General features: G+C 30.5%; 23 protein-coding genes. 10 read left to right on the top strand and 13 right to left on the bottom strand.

What is annotated here, in order from left to right; translation table 11 throughout:
- Window positions 1-9 precede the first annotated feature (9 nt).
- From yjeM to CLAU_RS18265, 3 genes are all read right to left on the bottom strand, one after another.
- A complete protein-coding gene (yjeM, locus tag CLAU_RS18275) occupies window positions 10-1,509 on the bottom strand; it encodes a glutamate/gamma-aminobutyrate family transporter YjeM (RefSeq protein ID WP_023163365.1) in 1,500 nt (499 codons plus the stop codon).
- An 82-nt stretch (window positions 1,510-1,591) separates the two neighbouring features.
- Window positions 1,592-2,668, bottom strand: a complete 1,077-nt coding sequence (locus CLAU_RS18270) for a dipeptide epimerase (RefSeq protein WP_023163364.1) — start codon at window positions 2,666-2,668, stop codon at window positions 1,592-1,594.
- Window positions 2,669-2,787: 119 nt separating this feature from the next.
- On the bottom strand, window positions 2,788-3,114 hold the full coding sequence (locus CLAU_RS18265) for a DUF3870 domain-containing protein (protein WP_023163363.1): 327 nt from the start codon (window positions 3,112-3,114) through the stop codon (window positions 2,788-2,790).
- A 230-nt stretch (window positions 3,115-3,344) separates the two neighbouring features.
- Here CLAU_RS18265 and CLAU_RS18260 point away from each other — a divergent pair, with 230 nt between their 5' ends.
- From CLAU_RS18260 to CLAU_RS18240, 5 genes are all read left to right on the top strand, one after another.
- The gene (locus CLAU_RS18260) at window positions 3,345-4,073 is read left to right on the top strand and encodes a DUF421 domain-containing protein (RefSeq protein WP_023163362.1); all 729 of its coding nucleotides are present in this window, start codon (window positions 3,345-3,347) and stop codon (window positions 4,071-4,073) included.
- Between the two features lie 14 nt (window positions 4,074-4,087).
- Window positions 4,088-4,453, top strand: coding sequence for a DUF4363 family protein (locus CLAU_RS18255; RefSeq protein WP_023163361.1), 366 nt, complete (start codon window positions 4,088-4,090; stop codon window positions 4,451-4,453).
- 112 nt (window positions 4,454-4,565) lie between these two features.
- Window positions 4,566-5,285, top strand: coding sequence for a LytR/AlgR family response regulator transcription factor (locus tag CLAU_RS18250; protein WP_013238298.1), 720 nt, complete (start codon window positions 4,566-4,568; stop codon window positions 5,283-5,285).
- Window positions 5,282-6,706, top strand: coding sequence for a sensor histidine kinase (locus CLAU_RS18245; protein WP_023163360.1), 1,425 nt, complete (start codon window positions 5,282-5,284; stop codon window positions 6,704-6,706). The genes CLAU_RS18250 and CLAU_RS18245 overlap by 4 nt, the downstream gene beginning before the upstream one ends.
- Window positions 6,707-6,734: 28 nt before the next feature.
- Window positions 6,735-7,403 carry a DUF6033 family protein gene (locus CLAU_RS18240; RefSeq protein WP_013238296.1) on the top strand — a complete coding sequence of 223 codons (669 nt, stop codon included), beginning with the start codon at window positions 6,735-6,737 and terminating at the stop codon, window positions 7,401-7,403.
- A 120-nt stretch (window positions 7,404-7,523) separates the two neighbouring features.
- Here CLAU_RS18240 and CLAU_RS18235 read toward each other — a convergent pair whose 3' ends face one another.
- The 3 genes from CLAU_RS18235 to CLAU_RS18225 all read right to left on the bottom strand — a co-directional run bounded on the left by CLAU_RS18235 (window position 7,524) and on the right by CLAU_RS18225 (window position 9,937).
- Complete coding sequence (locus CLAU_RS18235; RefSeq protein WP_023163359.1) at window positions 7,524-8,867, bottom strand: CynX/NimT family MFS transporter; 1,344 nt, start codon at window positions 8,865-8,867, stop codon at window positions 7,524-7,526.
- Window positions 8,868-8,936: 69 nt separating this feature from the next.
- Complete coding sequence (locus CLAU_RS18230; RefSeq protein ID WP_013238294.1) at window positions 8,937-9,182, bottom strand: hypothetical protein; 246 nt, start codon at window positions 9,180-9,182, stop codon at window positions 8,937-8,939.
- A gap of 269 nt (window positions 9,183-9,451) precedes the next feature.
- Window positions 9,452-9,937 carry a MarR family winged helix-turn-helix transcriptional regulator gene (locus CLAU_RS18225; protein WP_013238293.1) on the bottom strand — a complete coding sequence of 162 codons (486 nt, stop codon included), beginning with the start codon at window positions 9,935-9,937 and terminating at the stop codon, window positions 9,452-9,454.
- A gap of 11 nt (window positions 9,938-9,948) precedes the next feature.
- On the opposite strand from CLAU_RS18225, the gene CLAU_RS18220 reads away from it, so the two are divergent.
- From CLAU_RS18220 to CLAU_RS18200, 5 genes are all read left to right on the top strand, one after another.
- A complete protein-coding gene (locus tag CLAU_RS18220) occupies window positions 9,949-10,131 on the top strand; it encodes a hypothetical protein (RefSeq protein WP_013238292.1) in 183 nt (60 codons plus the stop codon).
- A 202-nt stretch (window positions 10,132-10,333) separates the two neighbouring features.
- The gene (locus CLAU_RS18215) at window positions 10,334-10,822 is read left to right on the top strand and encodes a MarR family transcriptional regulator (RefSeq protein ID WP_013238291.1); all 489 of its coding nucleotides are present in this window, start codon (window positions 10,334-10,336) and stop codon (window positions 10,820-10,822) included.
- A gap of 13 nt (window positions 10,823-10,835) precedes the next feature.
- A complete protein-coding gene (locus CLAU_RS18210) occupies window positions 10,836-11,369 on the top strand; it encodes a methyl-accepting chemotaxis protein (RefSeq protein ID WP_013238290.1) in 534 nt (177 codons plus the stop codon).
- Between the two features lie 61 nt (window positions 11,370-11,430).
- Window positions 11,431-11,901, top strand: a complete 471-nt coding sequence (locus CLAU_RS18205) for a Fur family transcriptional regulator (protein ID WP_013238289.1) — start codon at window positions 11,431-11,433, stop codon at window positions 11,899-11,901.
- A gap of 353 nt (window positions 11,902-12,254) precedes the next feature.
- Complete coding sequence (locus CLAU_RS18200; RefSeq protein ID WP_013238288.1) at window positions 12,255-12,665, top strand: peptide deformylase; 411 nt, start codon at window positions 12,255-12,257, stop codon at window positions 12,663-12,665.
- Between the two features lie 126 nt (window positions 12,666-12,791).
- Here CLAU_RS18200 and CLAU_RS18195 read toward each other — a convergent pair whose 3' ends face one another.
- The 7 genes from CLAU_RS18195 to CLAU_RS18165 form a co-directional block, all read right to left on the bottom strand.
- Window positions 12,792-14,183, bottom strand: a complete 1,392-nt coding sequence (locus tag CLAU_RS18195) for an MATE family efflux transporter (RefSeq protein WP_013238287.1) — start codon at window positions 14,181-14,183, stop codon at window positions 12,792-12,794.
- A gap of 15 nt (window positions 14,184-14,198) precedes the next feature.
- Window positions 14,199-14,645 carry a MarR family winged helix-turn-helix transcriptional regulator gene (locus CLAU_RS18190; RefSeq protein ID WP_023163358.1) on the bottom strand — a complete coding sequence of 149 codons (447 nt, stop codon included), beginning with the start codon at window positions 14,643-14,645 and terminating at the stop codon, window positions 14,199-14,201.
- A gap of 176 nt (window positions 14,646-14,821) precedes the next feature.
- The gene (locus CLAU_RS18185) at window positions 14,822-16,114 is read right to left on the bottom strand and encodes a S41 family peptidase (RefSeq protein ID WP_023163357.1); all 1,293 of its coding nucleotides are present in this window, start codon (window positions 16,112-16,114) and stop codon (window positions 14,822-14,824) included.
- Window positions 16,115-16,335: 221 nt separating this feature from the next.
- Window positions 16,336-17,208 carry a CPBP family intramembrane glutamic endopeptidase gene (locus tag CLAU_RS18180; RefSeq protein WP_013238284.1) on the bottom strand — a complete coding sequence of 291 codons (873 nt, stop codon included), beginning with the start codon at window positions 17,206-17,208 and terminating at the stop codon, window positions 16,336-16,338.
- A 47-nt stretch (window positions 17,209-17,255) separates the two neighbouring features.
- The gene (locus CLAU_RS18175; RefSeq protein ID WP_013238283.1) at window positions 17,256-17,849 is read right to left on the bottom strand and encodes a permease prefix domain 1-containing protein; all 594 of its coding nucleotides are present in this window, start codon (window positions 17,847-17,849) and stop codon (window positions 17,256-17,258) included.
- Window positions 17,842-18,183: a PadR family transcriptional regulator gene (locus CLAU_RS18170; protein ID WP_013238282.1), complete on the bottom strand. Its 342-nt coding sequence runs from the start codon at window positions 18,181-18,183 to the stop codon at window positions 17,842-17,844. The genes CLAU_RS18175 and CLAU_RS18170 overlap by 8 nt, the downstream gene beginning before the upstream one ends.
- Window positions 18,184-18,398: 215 nt before the next feature.
- Window positions 18,399-19,874: a DUF4179 domain-containing protein gene (locus CLAU_RS18165; RefSeq protein ID WP_023163355.1), complete on the bottom strand. Its 1,476-nt coding sequence runs from the start codon at window positions 19,872-19,874 to the stop codon at window positions 18,399-18,401.

Genomic DNA, 19,874 nt, shown 5'->3' with positions numbered 1-19,874 from the left:
TTATGCCTCCTAATTTTCTACTTTTTGTTTTGAAACTTTATTCTTTTTTTCATAATTAGAGTACATTACAAATGCTACAATTGAAAAAAATATAGGGCCTACAACCATCCATATGGTGCTTTGCATGTCACCTTGAAATGCTGGAGCAATTATTGTAAACAAATTTGCAAAGCCTATAGTAAATACAACAACTATTTCCCAGATCAATGAAGATTTGTATCCTTTAAAGATTATAAACGGCTTGTTAATTTCCTTTTTCTTCTTAAACGGAACAAAAGCTCCTGCTATAAACATATAGGGAATTGTCAATGCTACGTTTGTCATACTTACAACTATATTAAAGAACTTGGATGCTCCTTCTCCACCAATTGTAAGTAGTACTAAAAACAAAACGATAATAATACACTGTGCCCACATTGCATTTTTAGGCATACCATCTTTTATTGCTGTAAGTTTTTCAGGAAATAATCCTTTTGGAGTGCCTTCTATTATCTGTTTGAGCGGTCCATACAGTACGGTTATGATACTTCCTGTCAGTGCAAGAAACATTGATAGTCCAACAAATCTTGCTATCCATGCACCTAATGTAAGTGCTGCAGATTGACTTAAATTAAAACTAACTCCTAGCTGATACCCCAGATTTTGCATTATAACATATGCAACATTAGCTAAATGAACATCTGGGTTTGAAAGTACCTGTTTCCAATTAGTAAATATACCACACATAAATATGCCTATAGAATATCCTAGTGTTATGACTATTGCAGATATAGCCATTCCTTTTGCAAAATTTTTTTCAGGTTTTTCAGTCTGATCTACAAGTCCCGCTACAACTTCAATTCCACCATAAGCAAATATAGCAAATACTATAAATGATAAAATTGAAAGAGAACTACCGTATTTGGGATTAGGAGATACTGTAAAACTAAGAGGCTGTGCAAGATGTCCATGGCTTGCCATGAGCACAATTACAGCTCCTATAATCAAAAAAACATTCAACAACATAACTGCAGTACCTCCAATTGAGGTAACCTTTGAAATGTCTTTCAATCCCTTAGTAGCTATAAATGTTATGGCTACTATAAAAATAATACTAAAAATTCCTATAACTTGGGTAGATTTAAGTCCCCAAAATCCCCAACTAGCTGTTACATCTTTTCCAAATATTAGATTTGAAAGTGGAATCCATATAAGAGAGCACATATCAACTATTAAAACAACATATGAAGCATACCACATAAATGTTGCTTCAAAAGCATATTTAGGTCCTACAGATCTATTCATCCATGAATAAATTCCACCTTTTTCATCCTTAAATGCAGAACCAAATTCAGCCATCATAAATGCATATGGAATAAAGAATGCTATTCCTGATATTATATACCATGGAATAGATGAATATCCCATAAGGAGAAATGCTCTTGGCATGTTAGCAAAGCCAAACACTTCGGTAAAAATCATTAAAATTAGTGCTACAAGCGACAGTTTTTTTAAATTATTTGTACCCATTTTTCCCCTCCTAAATTTATTAAAATATAATATTAATATAGAAGTTCCTAGAAATTTAATCTAAGGGCTTCATTTTAACTTATTAATAATTGATAGACTCTATTCCAAGTCCAGGTTTATCTGTAAGTGTTATTTTGCTCTCATTAAATACTGCTCCTCCATTAATTGGGTCTTCACTGCATAAAACAGGACCATCCAAATCGATTTTAGTTATGATACTCTTTGCACAAGCTAGGTGAACTGCAGCTGTTACACTTACTTTTGCCTCCAACATGCACCCTATCATACACTCAACTCCATGTATTTCTGCTAAAGAACATATTTTTAATGCATTGTATATTCCGCCTGTTTTCATGAGTTTTATATTTATTAAATCTGCTGCCCTTCTCTCTAGAACATTTAAGGCATCCATTGGTGAAAATATACTCTCATCTGCTAAAACTGGTATGGCTACGTTGTCTGTAACAAACTTTAATCCATCTATATCATGTGCTATAACAGGCTGTTCCACAAAATCAATGTCAAGTCCTGCATCTTCCATTTCTCTTAGCACTTTTACTGCTTCTTTAGGCTTCCATCCTTGATTTGCATCTATTCTAAGGTCAATATCATACCCTATAGCCTGTCTTATAGCTTTCATTCTTTCCAGATCTTTTTTAAAATCTTTACCTACCTTTATTTTTAAAGTTTTATATCCTCTTTTTATAGCATCTATACTGTCTTTTACCATTTCTTCAGGTTCATTTACACTTATAGTTATATCTGTTGTTATTTCTTTTCTAAAACCACCCAAAAGCTTGTACAGTGGCGCTTTATATAACTGACCATATAAATCATAAAGTGCTATGTCCACTGCAGCTTTTGCACTAGTGTTTTTTACAATACACCCATTCAATTTTTGTATTATGGACTCAAAATTCTCCATATTCATGCCTATAATAGACTTTTTTATGTGGTCTTCTATGGCCCCTATTATAGATCCAATTGTATCTCCTGTTATGACTCCAGTAGGTGGGGCTTCTCCAAAGCCAATATTTCCTGTATCTGTGTATATTTCAACTATAATATCCTCTACCCTTTCCACAGTACGAAGTGCTGTTTTAAATGGTGTCTTCAGCGGAACGGATATTCTTTTTATTTTTATATCTCTTATTTTCATTTAGAACCTCCTTGAAATTAATACAAAAAAAGCCCGCAAAAGCATATTAAAATTGCTTTTACTGGCTTTCATTCACTTTAAAATAAGGGTAACTTATTTATCATAAACAAAACAGTAATTTAAAAATATTTTTTTTTCACTTCATTATATTTCTTAACTCCATCTCTGTAAGCTACAATAATGGCTTTTTGAGATGAACCGTGGTATCTTTTTATAACTTCTTCTTTTAGTTTATCATCAAATATCCTAAGGTTTCTACCTATTAAAAGAGATCTTATAAATTCATCCGTAGTTCTTAAAGTAGAAGATGAATTTAAATCAATTACTTTATCTGTACTTAAATCCACTACAAAACCTATGTAAAAAGAATTAAATCTAATGGTAATGGCATTATCCTCATTAGTTTTAGCATTACCCACTACATATACTGTATTTTCCATATACATAAAATCATCTCATTAACTGAAAATTAAGTTTAATTATTAATTGTTAGTTATTATGTATATAATATGATAATTATTGAAAAAAGTCAACTAATAAACAATTAATCTAATAATTAGGGGTACAACTATATCTAAAATACAATAAATCTTTTTCCACAGAAACAGAATAAAATTCAACTTATATCGGATAATAACTACTGTATAAAGAATAGTAACACAGGAGGAAAATAACAGTGAATGAAGGATTAGTTGTTTTAGTACGTTCTATTATTGCTTTTTTTACTTTACTTATCTTTGCAAAGATATTAGGTAAACAGCAAATAAGTCAGTTAACGTTTTTTGATTATGTAGTAGGTATTACAATAGGATCTATTGCTGCAAGCCTCACTACAGATCTATCAAGCAGAGCTTGGCCTCATTGGGTAGGTTTATTTTGCTGGGCAGCTTTAAGTTATTTAATGGAGTATATAACAATAAAATGGCGATATGCGGCAAAATATATAGGCGGTGAACCCACTATAGTTATAATGAGTGGTAAGATAATGGAAGATACTTTGAGGCAAATGAAATATACAGTATCTGATCTTATGGAGCTTTTAAGAAATAAAGATGTATTTGATTTATCAGATGTGGATTTTGCCATTCTTGAACCTAACGGACAACTTTCTGTACTTAAAAAACCTGAATGTGAACCTGTAACAGCCAAAGACATGAATATTTCTAAAAAAGCATCAGGTATAAGCACAGAACTCATTTATGATGGAATACTCATTGAACAAAATCTTAAACAACTAAATAAAACCAAGCAATGGCTTATGCACCAATTAAAATTGCAAAAAATCAATAATATTTCCGATGTTTTTCTAGCCACTTTAAATCCTGCTGGATCTCTTTATGTAGATAAATATGATGATCATATGGTCAAGATAACCGATATTGGCGATTATAAAGGGCCTTATTAAGGAGGAGCTATTATATGAGAAATTTTTTAGTTAAAACCATTCCTATAGTAACATTAACTTTATTTGTATTAGTGATGATTAGCGATAATTTTTTAAAAAAGCCTTTAACCAAAAATGATAACGTACCTAAGTGTATTCAGCTAGTTATGGAAGATGTAAAAAATAATAAATGGGATGATGCATACAAGAAAAGTGATCAGTTGTCAAATGCATGGAAGAAAGTAGTCACTAGAGTGCAATTTAGTGCAGAAAAAGATGAGATTGATTCATTTACCATGAATGTAGCACGACTGCAGGGTGCAATTGCCACAAGAAACAAAGCAAATGCATTTATGGAGCTCAATGAAGCCTATGAGCACTGGGATAACATTGGTGGGTAGTAACTTTTCACTTCATCAAGAATTTCATTACAAAAAAACGTTCATTTGTTACATCTTGTTAAAGTATATATTTTTTGCTTCGATAGTTCACTAGAGGAGTGCATGAAAAACAATGTTAAATATAGCAATTTGTGATGATGAAAAAAGCACAAGAGATTACATAAAATCATTAATACTATCACAGAAAATTTCCTGTGATGTTAGAGAATATATTTCAGGTAAAGATCTATTTAAATCAAAAATAAGACATGACATAATATTTCTAGATATTGAAATGGACAATTTAGATGGTATAACTACTGCAAAAAAAATTAGAAACAGTGAAAATGAATTGTGCAGATCTATATTAATATTTGTAACTGGATTTGATAGGTATGTATATGATGCTTTTGATGTACATGCATTTCATTATCTGCTAAAGCCAATAGACAACAGCAAATTTATTGAAGTATTTAAAAATGCAGTATTAGAGTATAAAAAATTAAATGAAAAATCTAATAAATACATACTTATAAAAATTGGAACCACCTATAAAAAAGTTTTTCTCAAGGAAATTTACTATGTAGAAAGTAATAGACGAAAAGTGATTTTGTATACCCAAAGTGGCACTCAAGAATATTATGCTAAAATGGATGACGTAGAATCTCAACTTGGCAGTACCTTCTTTCGATGCCATCGTGGATATATTGTAAATATGGCTTATATTACAGAATATGATACTTCAACCATTACACTTGAAAATGGAATTAAACTTATAATAGCAAAACATAAATATAACGATTTTGTAAAAAACTATCTTCGTTATTTAAAAACAGAGGTGATATACCTTTGAACCAATTTTCATTAAAAATAATACTTGAATTTTTAAGTAATGTAAAATATTTAATTAGTGCAATTTTTCTATATTATTTTCTACACAACTTTTTAAAAGATAAAATTAGAAGGCAAACTGATATTATTATTCCTATTGTTTACTTTATATACTGTATTATATTTTTTTGGATGTATCCTAGCACAGACAATATACTTATGGATTTACTTGGTATAATCCTAGCATTTGCCATCATCTCAATAGTATATGATACTAATGTTCCAATAAAAGTATTTTTAATTGCTACATTTTATGCAATTAAAGAATTGTGTCTTTTAACCTCCTACAGTATATTTTATTTTTTACAGAAAAACTCTTTTAAGCTTATTAGTGTAGATTACTTACAAAACCATCCTTTACTAATTAAACACTACCCTGTCTTAATGGAGTACATTCAGATTATAATAGGAATTATATTTTTACTAATATTTTTTATATTAATGTATACTTCAATAGTTTACATAACTAAAAAATTTATATATAAAAACTATGATTTTAATACAAAAGAAACTTTGTTTTTGATTATGCCTGCTTTATCAGCACAGCTCATAAGTTTTATGATATTTAAAATAATACTTACTACATTTAATAATAATTCAAAAGATTTTCTTTATGATAAATATCCTTCTTTTATTTTTTTAATTCCTGCTATAGGTATAGTATCTCTTATGGGAATTGCTGGTACAACGATACTATTTCAAAATATGATAAGTTTGAATGAAGAAAAGAGAAATAAAATAATTTTAGAGCATCAGGTATATGACCTCCAAAATTATACTAATCAGATACAACAAATGTACAATGGTATTCGCGGCATAAAACATGACATGAGAAATCATATAAACAATTTAAAATGGTTAGTTACAGAAGGTAAATATAATGAAATGGAAAAATACTTTAATGATATTTCAAATACTGTAAATAAGCTTGATTTTAAATTTGGGACTGGTAACTCCGTAACAGATGTAATAATAAATGATTTCTACAGAAAAGCTTTGAAAAATAATATTTTATTTGAATCAGATTTTACCTTTCCCTCAAGCTTTAGATTGGATGTATTTGATATAAGCATTATCTTAAGCAATATACTGGAAAATGCCTTAGATGCTTGTAAAAAACAGTCATTGGAATCAAAACCTTTTATTATTATAACCTCAAGTAAAAAGAAAAACTTATTTTTTATAGATGTAAAAAATAGCTTTGAATCACAAATTAAATTTGACAATACTACAAAGCTTCCAGTTTCAAGTAAATCAGATAAATCGATTCACGGTATTGGTCTAAAAAATGTACAAACAGTAGCCCGAAAATACTTTGGTGACATCGATATTGAAATAGAAAATAAAGTATTTAACCTGACAGTAATGTTAAAAAAACTTTAAAGATATATTTTAGAAAGGTGGAATTTTTATGTCTTTAGGACTATATACTAATTATGCTTTAAATAATTACAATCAATCAAATATTAATACAAAAACTGATGCTTCAAAATCAGTCACTGAGTCTAACTCAACATCTAAAACTACAAGTAATTCTGTAGACGAATATTATAAAGGGCTTTGTGCTAAATTTCCAAACTTAAACATCATAGTTGGTCATTTTTCAAAGGGAGCAATGATACCAACAAGTGCCAACATAGATCATGCACCCATTACAATTGATCCAGCTTATCTAAAAAAAGCAGCAAACGATCCAAAAGTTGCAGCAGAACTTGAGAAAAACCTTGGGGATGAACCTATGGCTTTAAATTGGCTGAAAAATGCAGCCAAAATGGATGGTAACAAAGTAACAAGTCTTGGCAGCTATTATGATGCAAATGGTGATATGTGCAGTGCTGGCGGCATTGCAACTGATAATTCATCTTCAAAAAGCAGCACATCACTTATGACTCAGTTTGATGAATTATTAGAAAAAAGGTTAAAGAGGCTGAAGGAACAGAGAAAAGCAGAAAATAGAATGCTCTCACAAGTAGCTGAAGAGGATATTAAGAAAGCAAGTTTACAAAAACAAGCTGCTAAAAGCTACAATAGTAACTTGTTTAATAAACTTAATGTAAATTTGCTTGACTTAAATAGTTAAAAAAGAGTGTACCCGTATTTTTTCCAAATGCAGGTACACTTTTTTTACTTAATACTTTGTTTATGTAAAGTATGTTTTAAAAGGTCATCAGTATCATTTTACTTTGATACTTTTTGTAATTTAATCCTTATTAGAAGTAGCAAATTTAGATATTGATTCATTGTCCATAGCAGTACTAACATATAAATCACGTGATGCACCCAGCCCAACAAACAAGCATAAAACGACAAGTCCAATTAGGATAATGAGCGGCAATGCCCAGTTATTAGACGCATCATGTAGAAACCCAAAAAGCATCGGTCCAAAAGCAGCAAGTAGGTATCCGATTGATTGTGCCATGCCGGACAGCCTTGCCGCTTCATCTACATTTCTCGTACGAAAACTGAAAAATATAATAGCTAAGCAAAAAGTAAGTGCTCCGCCACTGCCAATCATAATCACCCATAGGAATGTAAGCCCTGTCCCTCCGAAGAATATCCCTAAAAGTCCAACCAAAACACATAGAGAAGCAATGATAACTAATGGACGTTGATTGGATTTACGCCCAGCAAGGACAGAACCCACAAACGCTATGGGGAGCGATGCTAGTTGATAAAGAGAGAGCATAAATCCTGCTCTGCCTGAATCCATACCCTGCTGGATCAAAATAGTCGGCAACCATGCAACCATGCAATAGAGCACCATCGACTGTAATCCCATATATACCGTTACCTGCCATGCCAAAGGAGATTTCCATAGATTAGATTTATTAATGACTTCTCCCTTAACACTCTCTATTTCATTTTTTTCTTCGTGTAAGTCTTTGGATTTTGCTTTAATGTTACTACCGACCGTTCTCGTAGCAATAGACGTTTCTTGCCTTCTCCGTGTTATTTGAGGTATCCAGAAGATAATGGATAAGAAACTAAGTACAGTCCAAATACTTAGCGCTCCACCCCACCCCAATCCTGATTCTGCCGCAACGGGGACACTAATACCGGATGCTATCGCCCCAAAAAGGCCCATAGAAACATTATAGATGCCCGTCATCACACCGATTCGTTCGGGGAATTTCTGTTTGAATAGGCTGGGTATCAGCACATTACCAACAGAAATGGACAATCCAAGTATTGCTGTCCCAATAAATAGTCCAACCCCCCCAAACAATGAGCGTAATATAATTCCAAACGTCAGAAAGATAAGTGACCAAAGCAGCACCAATTCAGTGCCAAATTTTCGCGCCAATCTTGGAGCGAAAGGTGAAAATCCTGCAAAAGCGAATAACGGAAGGGTTGTAATCATCCCCGCCAATGTATTTGAAATATGCAAGCTGCCACGAATTTGATCGACCAATGGGCCAACCGCTGTTAAAGGTGCCCGCAAATTCGCTGCAATAAATGTAATTCCGATTATCAGCATTATTGATGTAGCTCTTTTTGAATATAAATCTAGGCTCTTTTCATGTTTGTTGCTTAATTGATTCATTCGTATAGTCCCTCCTTACATTAATCATAAGCAAAAGTGTATGGTTACCATACTCTTGGATACAATTGTTTATTCATCTTGTTTTTTTAATAGCTTATCAATTTTATTTCTTTCCAACTTATTATTGGAAGGATTGACTTGCTCAAATATTTGGAATTCATATGGATAAAAGCCAAAGGGAACGTATGAGGCTAAAGAATTATAAATAGCCAACAAAGTCCTTTTATTAGCTTCAAGTGCTTGTTTATACCCCCTCTCATTCACTTCACTATTATCAGAAACCATATATAACTTTGATGATTTTTTCTTTTTCATGTTAGCACCTCCTAACTTAATTATAGATAAAAAGTGTATGGTTGCCATACTCTTGCTTAAAAATTTTATCCGATCGCTACCATTGCTAATACTCCCATCTTTTTATATGAAACTCCTTCTCCTATTGTCCAAGGAATAAGTGATTCGCACAAAATCATAGATTTTGGCTCTCTACTTAACTGGAAGATAAGCACTGCTACGCGCCTGGATAAGTTCTTCTAAGACTCAGATAGAGAGAGATATTCCTCACAAGCAAACTCCACCTGAGTCTAAGAATCACTTGATTCATCAAAATTTTCGCTGAAAAATTTAACCTTGTTCATCAAAGACGACAAAAAGTTTGACAAAAATTCTAATTCATGTTCGGAGGCGTTTTGTAGCTCATCTTCAACCATACTGTTTACAACAGCATGGTAATGCATATGGTTGTTATGAGCTTTTTTACCTTTTTCAGTAAGACTCAATGAATATCTAGATAGATTAAGATCATCTACTTCCTTTATAACCAGACCCTTTCTCTCTAGCTTTTTGAGAACTTCGGAAACAGACCCTTTTGTTACTCCTAGAATATCAGCTAGACCACCCACATGAATGCCAGGATGCTCGGCAATAGTCATTATTACATGTATTTCAGAGTAAAAAATCGGCACATCTGTTTTGTAGTTGCGAGTCTTTTTATCCAGATCAACCAAGGCAAGTGCTAACTTCAAAGAATTATCCGCAATTTGATGTTTGTTATTTACAAATTTATTCATGACAATAGTATATGGCTGCCATACGCTTTTGTCAAGTTACTATTAAATTAACAGCAATTAAAGGTAGAACAATAACACGTATTAAAGCTGATGATATTGCTGAAATTGTTAATAGTAAAATTAAAGAAAATCAAGCTAAATATATACAGCGTCAAATGATAGTAGAACCTGCCAGGGATGGTTGCGAAACCTGAAAGATTAAGCTTGCTTGAAACTTAAATCAAATTTCATTTTAACCTCCAGTGTAATTATTTAATTTTCCCAGAAGCAATATCATAATATTACAATATTATTTCCTTGTAAACTATTTTTTAAAAAATATATTGAATAAGCTAGTGATATAAGGTATAATATAATTGTTTCCATAGAAATTAATTTAAAAAGAGGATTGTGATCATGAAAACAGAAAATACAAAATTTGAGATAGATTTAATAATAAATAAGTTTATGGCAGCCTTTGAACATATAAATAATTCATTGAATAGTCATGATGATGAAATAAAGGACTTGCTAATCAAATACAAACACAAAGAGCTTTATGATATGGGATTAATGTTTTCAGAAATTCATGTAATTGATTGTATTGGAAAGACTCAATTGATTAATGCAACATCTATAGCAAAGGAATTAAACATGACGAAAGGTGCCATATCTAAAATTACTAATAAGCTGTTAAGGAAAGAGTTAATAAAAGGAAATCATTTGGAAAATAATAAAAAAGAAATTTATTATGCACTGACAGCACAAGGAAAAGAAGTATTTAAAATACACGAAATGCTCCATAAAGTTAAACATGAAAAATTTATTAAAATATTAAGTAAATATGATAAAGAAGGATTAAACATTATAAATAGTTTTATAGATGATTTAATAAGTGAAATTTAAGGAGGGGAATACGATGATTCAAGAGAATAACAGCACAATAAATAATGGAGAAACACAGGTTAAAGAATGTATTGAAACTATATCTAATTTATTAAATGAAATAAAAGGAAATATAAGTTTTTCAGAGGAGGTAACTAGCAGAAGAAATGAAATGACCAGTTTTATTGCAACTTTTGAAGGGCTTTTAACTCATACAAAATACATAGAAAATATCTCATCGGAAATAAATGATGTTGCATCTAGAACTAATTTGTTGGCACTTAATGCATCAATAGAAGCTGCAAGAGCAGGCGATGCCGGCAGAGGTTTTTCAGTAGTTGCAGATGAAGTTAAAAAACTTTCTATTGGAACAAAAGAATTAGTCTTGAGCATGAATGATACACTGAAAAAGATATATTCTTTGACAGAGGAAGCAAGTATTGAAATGGAAAAATTAAAGAATAGATTAAATAATGTGCAACAAGCTAGAAGTAACTTTTCTAAAGTAAGTAATGAAATGGATATTGTACTTACCAAGTTTGGTGAATTAAAACAAATGACTGATTAAGGAGAATTAAATGCAAGGAAGATTTATAATGGATTCATGAAATCATATAGGAGATGATGTTGTGAATGATTATTTAGATAGCATATATGAACAATTAAAAGCAGCAGATATTACTCTTACTTATCAACGTAAGATTATACTACAAGTTTTATTTGAGAATAAAGATAATCACTTAAGTGTTGAAGAGCTTTATCATTATGTTAGAATAAAAAATCCGGATACTGGTGTGGCTACAGTTTATAGGACTTTAGAATTACTATATCAATTTGGAATAGTGAGAAAATTAACCTTTGGTGATAATGTAACTCGCTATGAGATGGTTTTAAACAAAAGCGAACATAAGCATCATTTTATATGTAAAGAGTGTGGAGCTATTATAGATATAAACGATGATTTTATAAGTATTTTCAATGATAGAATAAGCAATAACTATGGATTTTATATTACAGAGCAAAGCATAACTTTTGAAGGTTTATGCTCACAGTGCTTAAAAAAGAAATCTACATTTATTGCATATAGCCAGCAAAAGTAAAGGCAGTAACTGAAGTTAATCCAGTTGCTGCTTTTTTGAGAGGGGGGTGCGGACTTTTTCTGTAAATTAGCTTTCTATGATATTTTGGAAAGACAGCTATGTAAAAAATTATTTCTGTCTTAATTGTTATTGTCAATAAAAATCCCTCAAAAAAGGGAAACTTTTTTCCCCACCGAAAAAGTGTAAAAAATATTAGTTATTTAGATGAAATAGAAATAGCAAAGAAGATATATTGTGTAACCGGTAATAACTTTATGGTAGCGAAAATAAATTTAAGACTTGAAATGATGCGAAATCAAAAGAAATAATAGGAGTAACAATAAAAATTGAAAATATATAGTTGAGGTGTAAATATGATAAAACCAATTGTAAAAGATGTATTGTTTTTAGGACAAAAATCAGAAGAGGCAACTAAAAAGGATATGGCAGTAGCTGATGATTTAATGGATACATTAAGAGCAAACTTACAGAATTGTGTTGGATTGGCTGGTAATATGATTGGAGTAAGAAAGCGTATATTGGTATTTACTGTAGGTAACCTTATTGTGCCTATGATAAATCCAGTTATATTAAAGAAGGAAAAGCCTTATGAAACAGAAGAGAGTTGTTTATCTTTAATTGGCGTTAGAAAAACAAAAAGATATGAAATGATAGAGGTAGAGTATCTTGATAGAAATTTTAAGAACCAAAAGCAAGTGTTTACTGGATTTACAGCACAAATAATTCAACATGAAATGGATCATTTTGAAGGTATAATAATCTAATTACATATTATTTAACTTTAATCAAAAAACAAAGAGTGGATTACAAACCAATATATGGTGTAATCCACTCCTTTTTTAGATATTTATTTTCAAATAACTTTGAGTATATTTCCAGTGTAAAAAAACTTATTTCTCAACAACAACTCCATCAAAGGTACTGCTTTGGAGCTGTTCATTCTCTTTCTCTTTTATATGTTTCATTTCAAAAAACACAACGCTTGCAGTTATAAGAGCAGCCAAAATATCTGCTATAGGTGGAGTTCTCCAAACACCTTCAATACCCCAAAAGCGTGGTAATATCAATAATAGTGGAACCAATAAGAACAATTGTCTGGATAACCCCAGAATTGTGGATTGAATTGGTTTGCCAACTGCCTGAAAGTACTGGGAAGAGACAATTTGAAAACCAGCCACAGGAAACATAAAAAAGAAGATACACATTGCGTGAGCAGTTAATTGAGTCAGCTTAGGATTATTATTAATGAACATATTAGCAATTTGAGTAGGCCATAAATGAACTACTGCAGTACTGAATACTGCTATAATTGTACCAACAATAACTGCTTTTTTCAGTGCTTCTTTTACTCTAGTAAATTCCTTGGCACCATAATTAAAGCCAATGATTGGCTGAGCACCTTGGCTAATACCAAGAATAGGCATAAACATTAATGTGGATATACTTCCAACAATACCCATAGCGGATAATGCCATATCTCCTCCACAATTCATTAATGCTTTATTCAAGATAGTATTTTGAAGACTGTTAGCTAATTGCATTGCAAAAGGAGCGAAACCAATAGACATAATGCTAATAACTAAGTTTTTCTGCAACTTGAGATTTTTTAACTTTATTTTTAGAACACTAGGGCCAAATAGAAAATAAGTTAACACCCAAATAGATGAAAATATCTGACCACAGACAGTTGCAAGAGCAGATCCTCTAATTCCAAAACCTAATTTCATAACGAAAATGTAATTTAAGATTATATTGATAACAGTTCCGATTACTTGAGTATACATGGACATCCTAGGATTACCTTCAGCTCTAATAAAATTAACCATTCCCATGCTTATAGAGCCTAAAGATGATGCCATCATTATAATATTGGTAAAAGCTTTAGCATAAGGCAAAACCTCAGCGCTTGCACCAAAAAAAGTTAAAATAGGAGTGCTAAAGAGAAAATAAATAATGCTAATACAAAGAGGTAGTAAAACCAACAATACTACAGCATTTCCAGCTATTTTATCAGCTTCTTCTGGCTTTTTTTCACCTAATCGAATGGAAATAAGTGATGTAGCACCAACTCCAATTAATGCGGATACTGCCAGAAGAGTAAGCATAATTGGAAAGGCTACAGTTGCGGCTGCAATGGCAAGTGAGCCAACGCCACGACCTACAAATATACGATCAATAATGTTATACATAGAGTTTACCAACATAGCTATAACAGCTGGCCATGAAAACTTCCATAATAGAGTACCAATTTTCCCATTTCTAAGTTCATTTGTGTTATCCATTTTTAATTCACCTTCTTAAAATTTTTGCATAAATTCTACAGCATATTTGAGACTGTCAGTAAATTTTGCTAGTTCATTAGGATTTGCAGTACTTAGAATTTCGCTCATACGGTAAATGGAGATATTCATGATACTTTCCATTTCCTTTATCCCAGTATCTGTAAGGGATATAAGTACTTTTCGTCGGTCATTAGCATCATTGCAGCGAATAACAAGACCTAATCTTTCTAATTGATCAATCAATGTAGTTAAGCTACCTTTTTCCATATTAAGCATCTTTGAAATTTCTGTTGCAGTAAGAACCTTATATTGATAAAGGAACCCAATGATTGCAGTATGATTTTTTTTTAGTTCTGGATGATTTGGGCTTTCCGTGCAAAATTTACGGATAAATTTTGCATGGAATAAGCCCATAATTTTAAATAATAACTCGTGCAGTTCTCGAAATTCATCTTTTGCCATAAACATCACCTTTCATATAGTTAGAATACTTAAAGTAAGAATTCTAACTATATTTTATGTTATTAGTCTATATTTGTCAAGATACTAAAAAAGATGACTCCGGTACAATACAGAAATCATCTTTCTAATTTAATATAGCTCTTTTTTTATTGTTCTTAATAAAAGGTACACTTTTTTTACTTAATACTTTGTCTATCTAAAATATAATTTAAAAAGTCATCCTTACCATTAAAATAAGACGATGCTTTTAAAATAATATTTACGTCAGGATAAATGGAATCCGTATCTTTACTTGTTGTTTTAAAATACTTACTAGAATACTGTATATCTACATTGGTATTTGATAAATGTATTACCTTAACCTCACCAAAATGATTTGGCTTGCCTCCGGTTGGTTCCCCAATAAGCAAGGCATTTGTATTGTTTTTTAAATCCATAGTATTCAATATTGCAGAGGAAAATGTCTTTCTGCCTATGATGACAAATAAATTTCCTTTTTTATTTATATTACTTCTCTTTTTTATTTCATCTAGAAAAGAATCAAACATCTTAGAATTTCCACCACCATTGTCACGTAAATCTATAACCAACGTTTTAGCTTTTTTGCTGTCAAGAGTTTTAAATACATCCTTTGTAAAACTTGAGAAAGAATAATTCTTCATATTCGAACAACTATTGTATTTCACATAGATGGTACTGCTTTTTTCAATGTACTTAAACCAATAATTTTTATCTGAGTTTTGCTTTGAAAGTGGAATATTATTTATATACTTAGGATCGTCAGATAAAAATTTAGTTTTATCAAATTCTTCTTTATTTAAAGGCTTTACAGTAACACTAGTATTTGGTGATCCCTCAAAAGTAAAAACTACGTCATCATTTTTCACTATTCCTGCAAATTTAAGCACATCCGGAAACCTAAGCAAACTGGAAAATTCATTTTTCAAAATAGCTTTATTATCTTTAGATATAATAGGATCCAGTTTTGAGTGTAATTGTTCTATGGAGTACCCATTTACCGCTACTAATTTCTTACCCCAGAAATCTTTATATGCTAAAGATGAATTTATCAGGTAAATTCCATCTTCAAATTGGAAAAAGCTTACTGGATACGCTGATTTGGATTGTATAACAACAGATGTGTGGCTGTCATTTATAGAACTTATTATTTTTGTGAGTTCCCATTTAATTTGCATATCATTGTATTTGTCAACTTTATTTATAAGTGAATCCATATCCCTGTCAAATTCGACCTTACTTTTTGAAAAGAACAGATTTTTATGTTTTTTAGGCAATTCATTTTTTACAAACTTTAAATCCGCCGTCCACTTTTCATTTCTACTTGCATTATTGAGTACAGGTGAACTTATTTTTCTATTAAATAAGTTGTAAGCAAATATTCCTGCTGCAGCAATTATAATAGCTGCTATTACTAGTATAACCACTAATTTTCTTTTCTTTAATTTCACAAATATCCCCCTATATATCAAAGAATTTGAACATTTTTTAGTTTTTTGTTTTTATAACTGTATTCATATACTTATATTAGTTCATTTTTATATATTTTGCCATGAAGTTAGCTTACATTTTACCATTTAAAGTTACATTTTTTTAATATTGAAATATTCCATTAAAAAAGATACAGCTAATAAAAGTCTGTATCTTTCTATTTGTAAAATTTTTGCAATGGCTATCTCCTATTTAAATCTATATTGGTTTTATATTGATTTTCAATATTTGAGGAAAGTTTTTTCATACCAAAATATATTATCAAAAGTCCAATGATAGTTAGTAGGACTATAATAAGAGTATTTGAACTAATTAGCAATAAAAACTGTGGATAGTATTGAAGCAAAATGCTTGTAGTTGCACTATAAAGTATATCTCCAATTATGCACAAATATAATGAATGAGTTTTTATATAAAGGTAACCTAATAAGATTCCAAGTAAAAAAGCGCATATAAATCCTGCAGGATTAAAGGTAGATATTCCAAACAACAATGAGGATACCAGTATTGTTTTTAGGCTAGAATATTTTTTTGAAAGTCCACCGATAATAATCCCTCTAAATACAAACTCTGTTAATAAAGGTCCAATGATACACAAATATCCAATAAAAAATATAGAATTCTTATTAATAAGCTGTATGCTTTCTGTAACTGAAATAAATCCTGGAAGAATTTTATCTATTGGCATCAGAAGTGAATCAAAGAACATAAGATAACCTAAAACAATCAGTACTAAAAGTAATGCATTAATTAAAGTAAATTTTTTTACCAGTCTTATTTTGATTTTATCTTTACCAAGATTAGTAATGTAATATGCATAGAATACTGCAGTGACTGCAAAAAAAGTAACTCCTACTGCAAAAATAGATAGTAACAATTGTAATATACTATTACTGAATGAACGAATCACACTGAAGCCGATTCCTAAAGTAAACCATGATATCAGAATATACGAAATTGCAGCAACTACTGCATCTGTAATACTCAGCTTTTTAGCCTCTGATTTTTGATTTTCAAGATTTGATAAAATTTTAAAAGGATTTAAGTTAGACATAATTAAACCTCCCCATAAAAATTAAATTTTATTATTTTAGCATACTTTTAATTTAGATTTTGAAGTTTATTCTTAATGAAATATAGCTTCATAACTAAAACTGTAATTAATACAATACCGAATATAATGATTAAGGTTTCTTTTATGTGATTTGGAAAAAGTATACAACAAACAAAGAATCCGCTAAAAATGATATCGCATAAGACTATTAAAATTAAAAATCCGCTTTTGTTCTCAATATTAATATATTGGTAAAAAGCAATGCACCCAACAATCCAAGAAATGCTAAAAAGCAAAGAAATAAAGTTTTGAAAATTCAAACTGCCATTATTAAAAATGATGTGAATGGCAAGAAAAACACAGCCAATAATAAAAATAGCAATTGCTGTTTTTATTATCTTCAAAGTAACCTCACTTTTTCTTGTCCATATGCTGTTCATTTCTAAAATAACATTGTTTTCTTCACCAAAATTTTTTAAAGCAATTTGTATACTTTCTTCTTCACTAAAACCTTGATTTTGGAGCTCTGACACCTCATCATTCAGATTTGACGTCAGCTCCTCCTTAAGTATTTGGATATCCTTGTCAGATCCATTGAATTTGCTGCAAATACGTTTTACATACAAATCAATTTTATTCATTAATATTCACCCCCAAAAAATGATCTAATAATTCCCTAAGAGCCATCCACTCCTGAACTTTTTCTCTGAAAAAATTCAAGCCTTCTTGTGTAATCCTGTAATAACGTCTTCTTCCACCGCCAGTATTTTCATCGTCATTCCAGTATCCTTCCAGGTAATTCCTTTTTTCCATTCTTTTTAAGGATACATATAAAGTTGCTTCCTTTATTTGAAAGTTTTTATTTGCCTGTTTTATTGTTTTTCCAATTTCATAACCATACATATTTTTATGTTTTAAAACTGATAAAACGATTATATCAATATATCCTTTTAGTAATTCCTTTTCAAATTCCATTAGAACAGCACTCCTAACTAAACTAGTACATCTTACAAAGTACGTAATAATATAATATAGTTCTTAACTATATTATAAGACATACTACTAAATATTATCAAGTACTTTTTCAAAAAAATACAGCCAATAAAAGCCTGTATCTTTTTATTTGTAAAAATTTTATCAGATAGCTACCTACTGTAACACTCCAACTAAGTAAGATTCATTGATAATGCTTATTGCTTATCTAAATCAATGTTGATTTTATATTGATTTTCAATTTTAGGTTCATCAATAATAGGAAGTGCAATCTTATATTTTTTTGATTTATCTATAGGTGGCAGCTTAATTGATACAATCCTTTCTTCTACATTCTCAAGTATGGCAATAGGTCCATCCTCAGCACGCTCTATGTCTTTATAATTTTCATCTACAATCACTGTATCATTTATATTTTTGTAAGGATATACACCATTACCTTGAAGTTTAAATGTAACTTTAGTATATTTAGCTGTCGTTTCAATCTTAGTGATAACAGCACTACTATTTTGTCCTACTTTTATTACCTGATTAACCAATTTGTCTATGGTAGAAAATTGTCTATCTTTATCTATGTTAAATACGTGAATAACATTGTCAAAAGCATATCCATCAGATTTTTCCTTTGCTGTTACAGGTCTACTTTTAGTCATGATTTCCTGAGGAATATTGAAATTAGTACTATTTATCGTAGTTTGTAATACGGAATAGGGAAATTTGTTAATCTCTTTTGTTTTGACTCCCCACCTTTTTAATATTGGAATCACAGTTAAGCTTTTTACATTAGATAGATCATTAAGTACTTCTATTGTTCCATTATAATCTTTCTTACCATTAGTTCCTGATCCCAAATCAGTTTCCAGCACTTTTCCTTTGTCATCCATAACAATAAAATCAAAAATTGAATTTATCATATTTTCATTTAACTTATCATATACACCAGAATAATTTATTGAATTTCCAAGAGGACTTATTACCAAGTTTTTAATTTTAAGAGTGCTATCCGGCAGTTTAATTTTATTGTTCAGAGAAATACACCTTGAATTTGTTGGTTTCTCTGATTTAGAAACTTTAAATTTGAAATTCCAAGGTCCTTTTACATTGCCAATCCAGACAATATTCAAGTCTACATTTACATCATTTGACAGTTTCATATCCGAAATATTACTACTGGTTACCCTAACAATCCTATTGTCATCTATTTTTTTGTCTGTACTACCGTATGCGGATAAAGATTTCCCATTCAATTTTATATGTCCCATATCTCCTTGATTTGCCTTAATATTCTTGCCTTGAATTATTGAGGTAACTGCAAAAGTATTGTCATCAATAACAATTTTATCTATAGTTACTGTTATTCCATCTTTTGTCACTGTCTTATTAACACTAGTTGAAAATGCTTCAAATTTATCAAAACTCTCACCTACATTATTATAATTAATCAACTTGAAGATTGATTTTATACCAGGAAGTGCCTTTACTATGCCAGGATTAAAAATTCCCACAGTAATTGTAATAGCTATTACTGCAGCTAAAGCAGCAAATTTTTTATACCTTTTTTGAGGACTTTTCATTTTACATTCCTTTCTACCTCTTTCAATGCCCTTCTTTATTGCTAAGTCTATATCTTTTGGAATCTTTATCTCGTCTTTCAAATTATCTAAATTAAACAT

The sequence above is a fragment of the Clostridium autoethanogenum DSM 10061 genome, from assembly GCF_001484725.1.
GTDB classification, from domain to species: domain Bacteria; phylum Bacillota; class Clostridia; order Clostridiales; family Clostridiaceae; genus Clostridium_B; species Clostridium_B ljungdahlii.
This window is presented reverse-complemented; position numbering and strand designations above follow the sequence as displayed.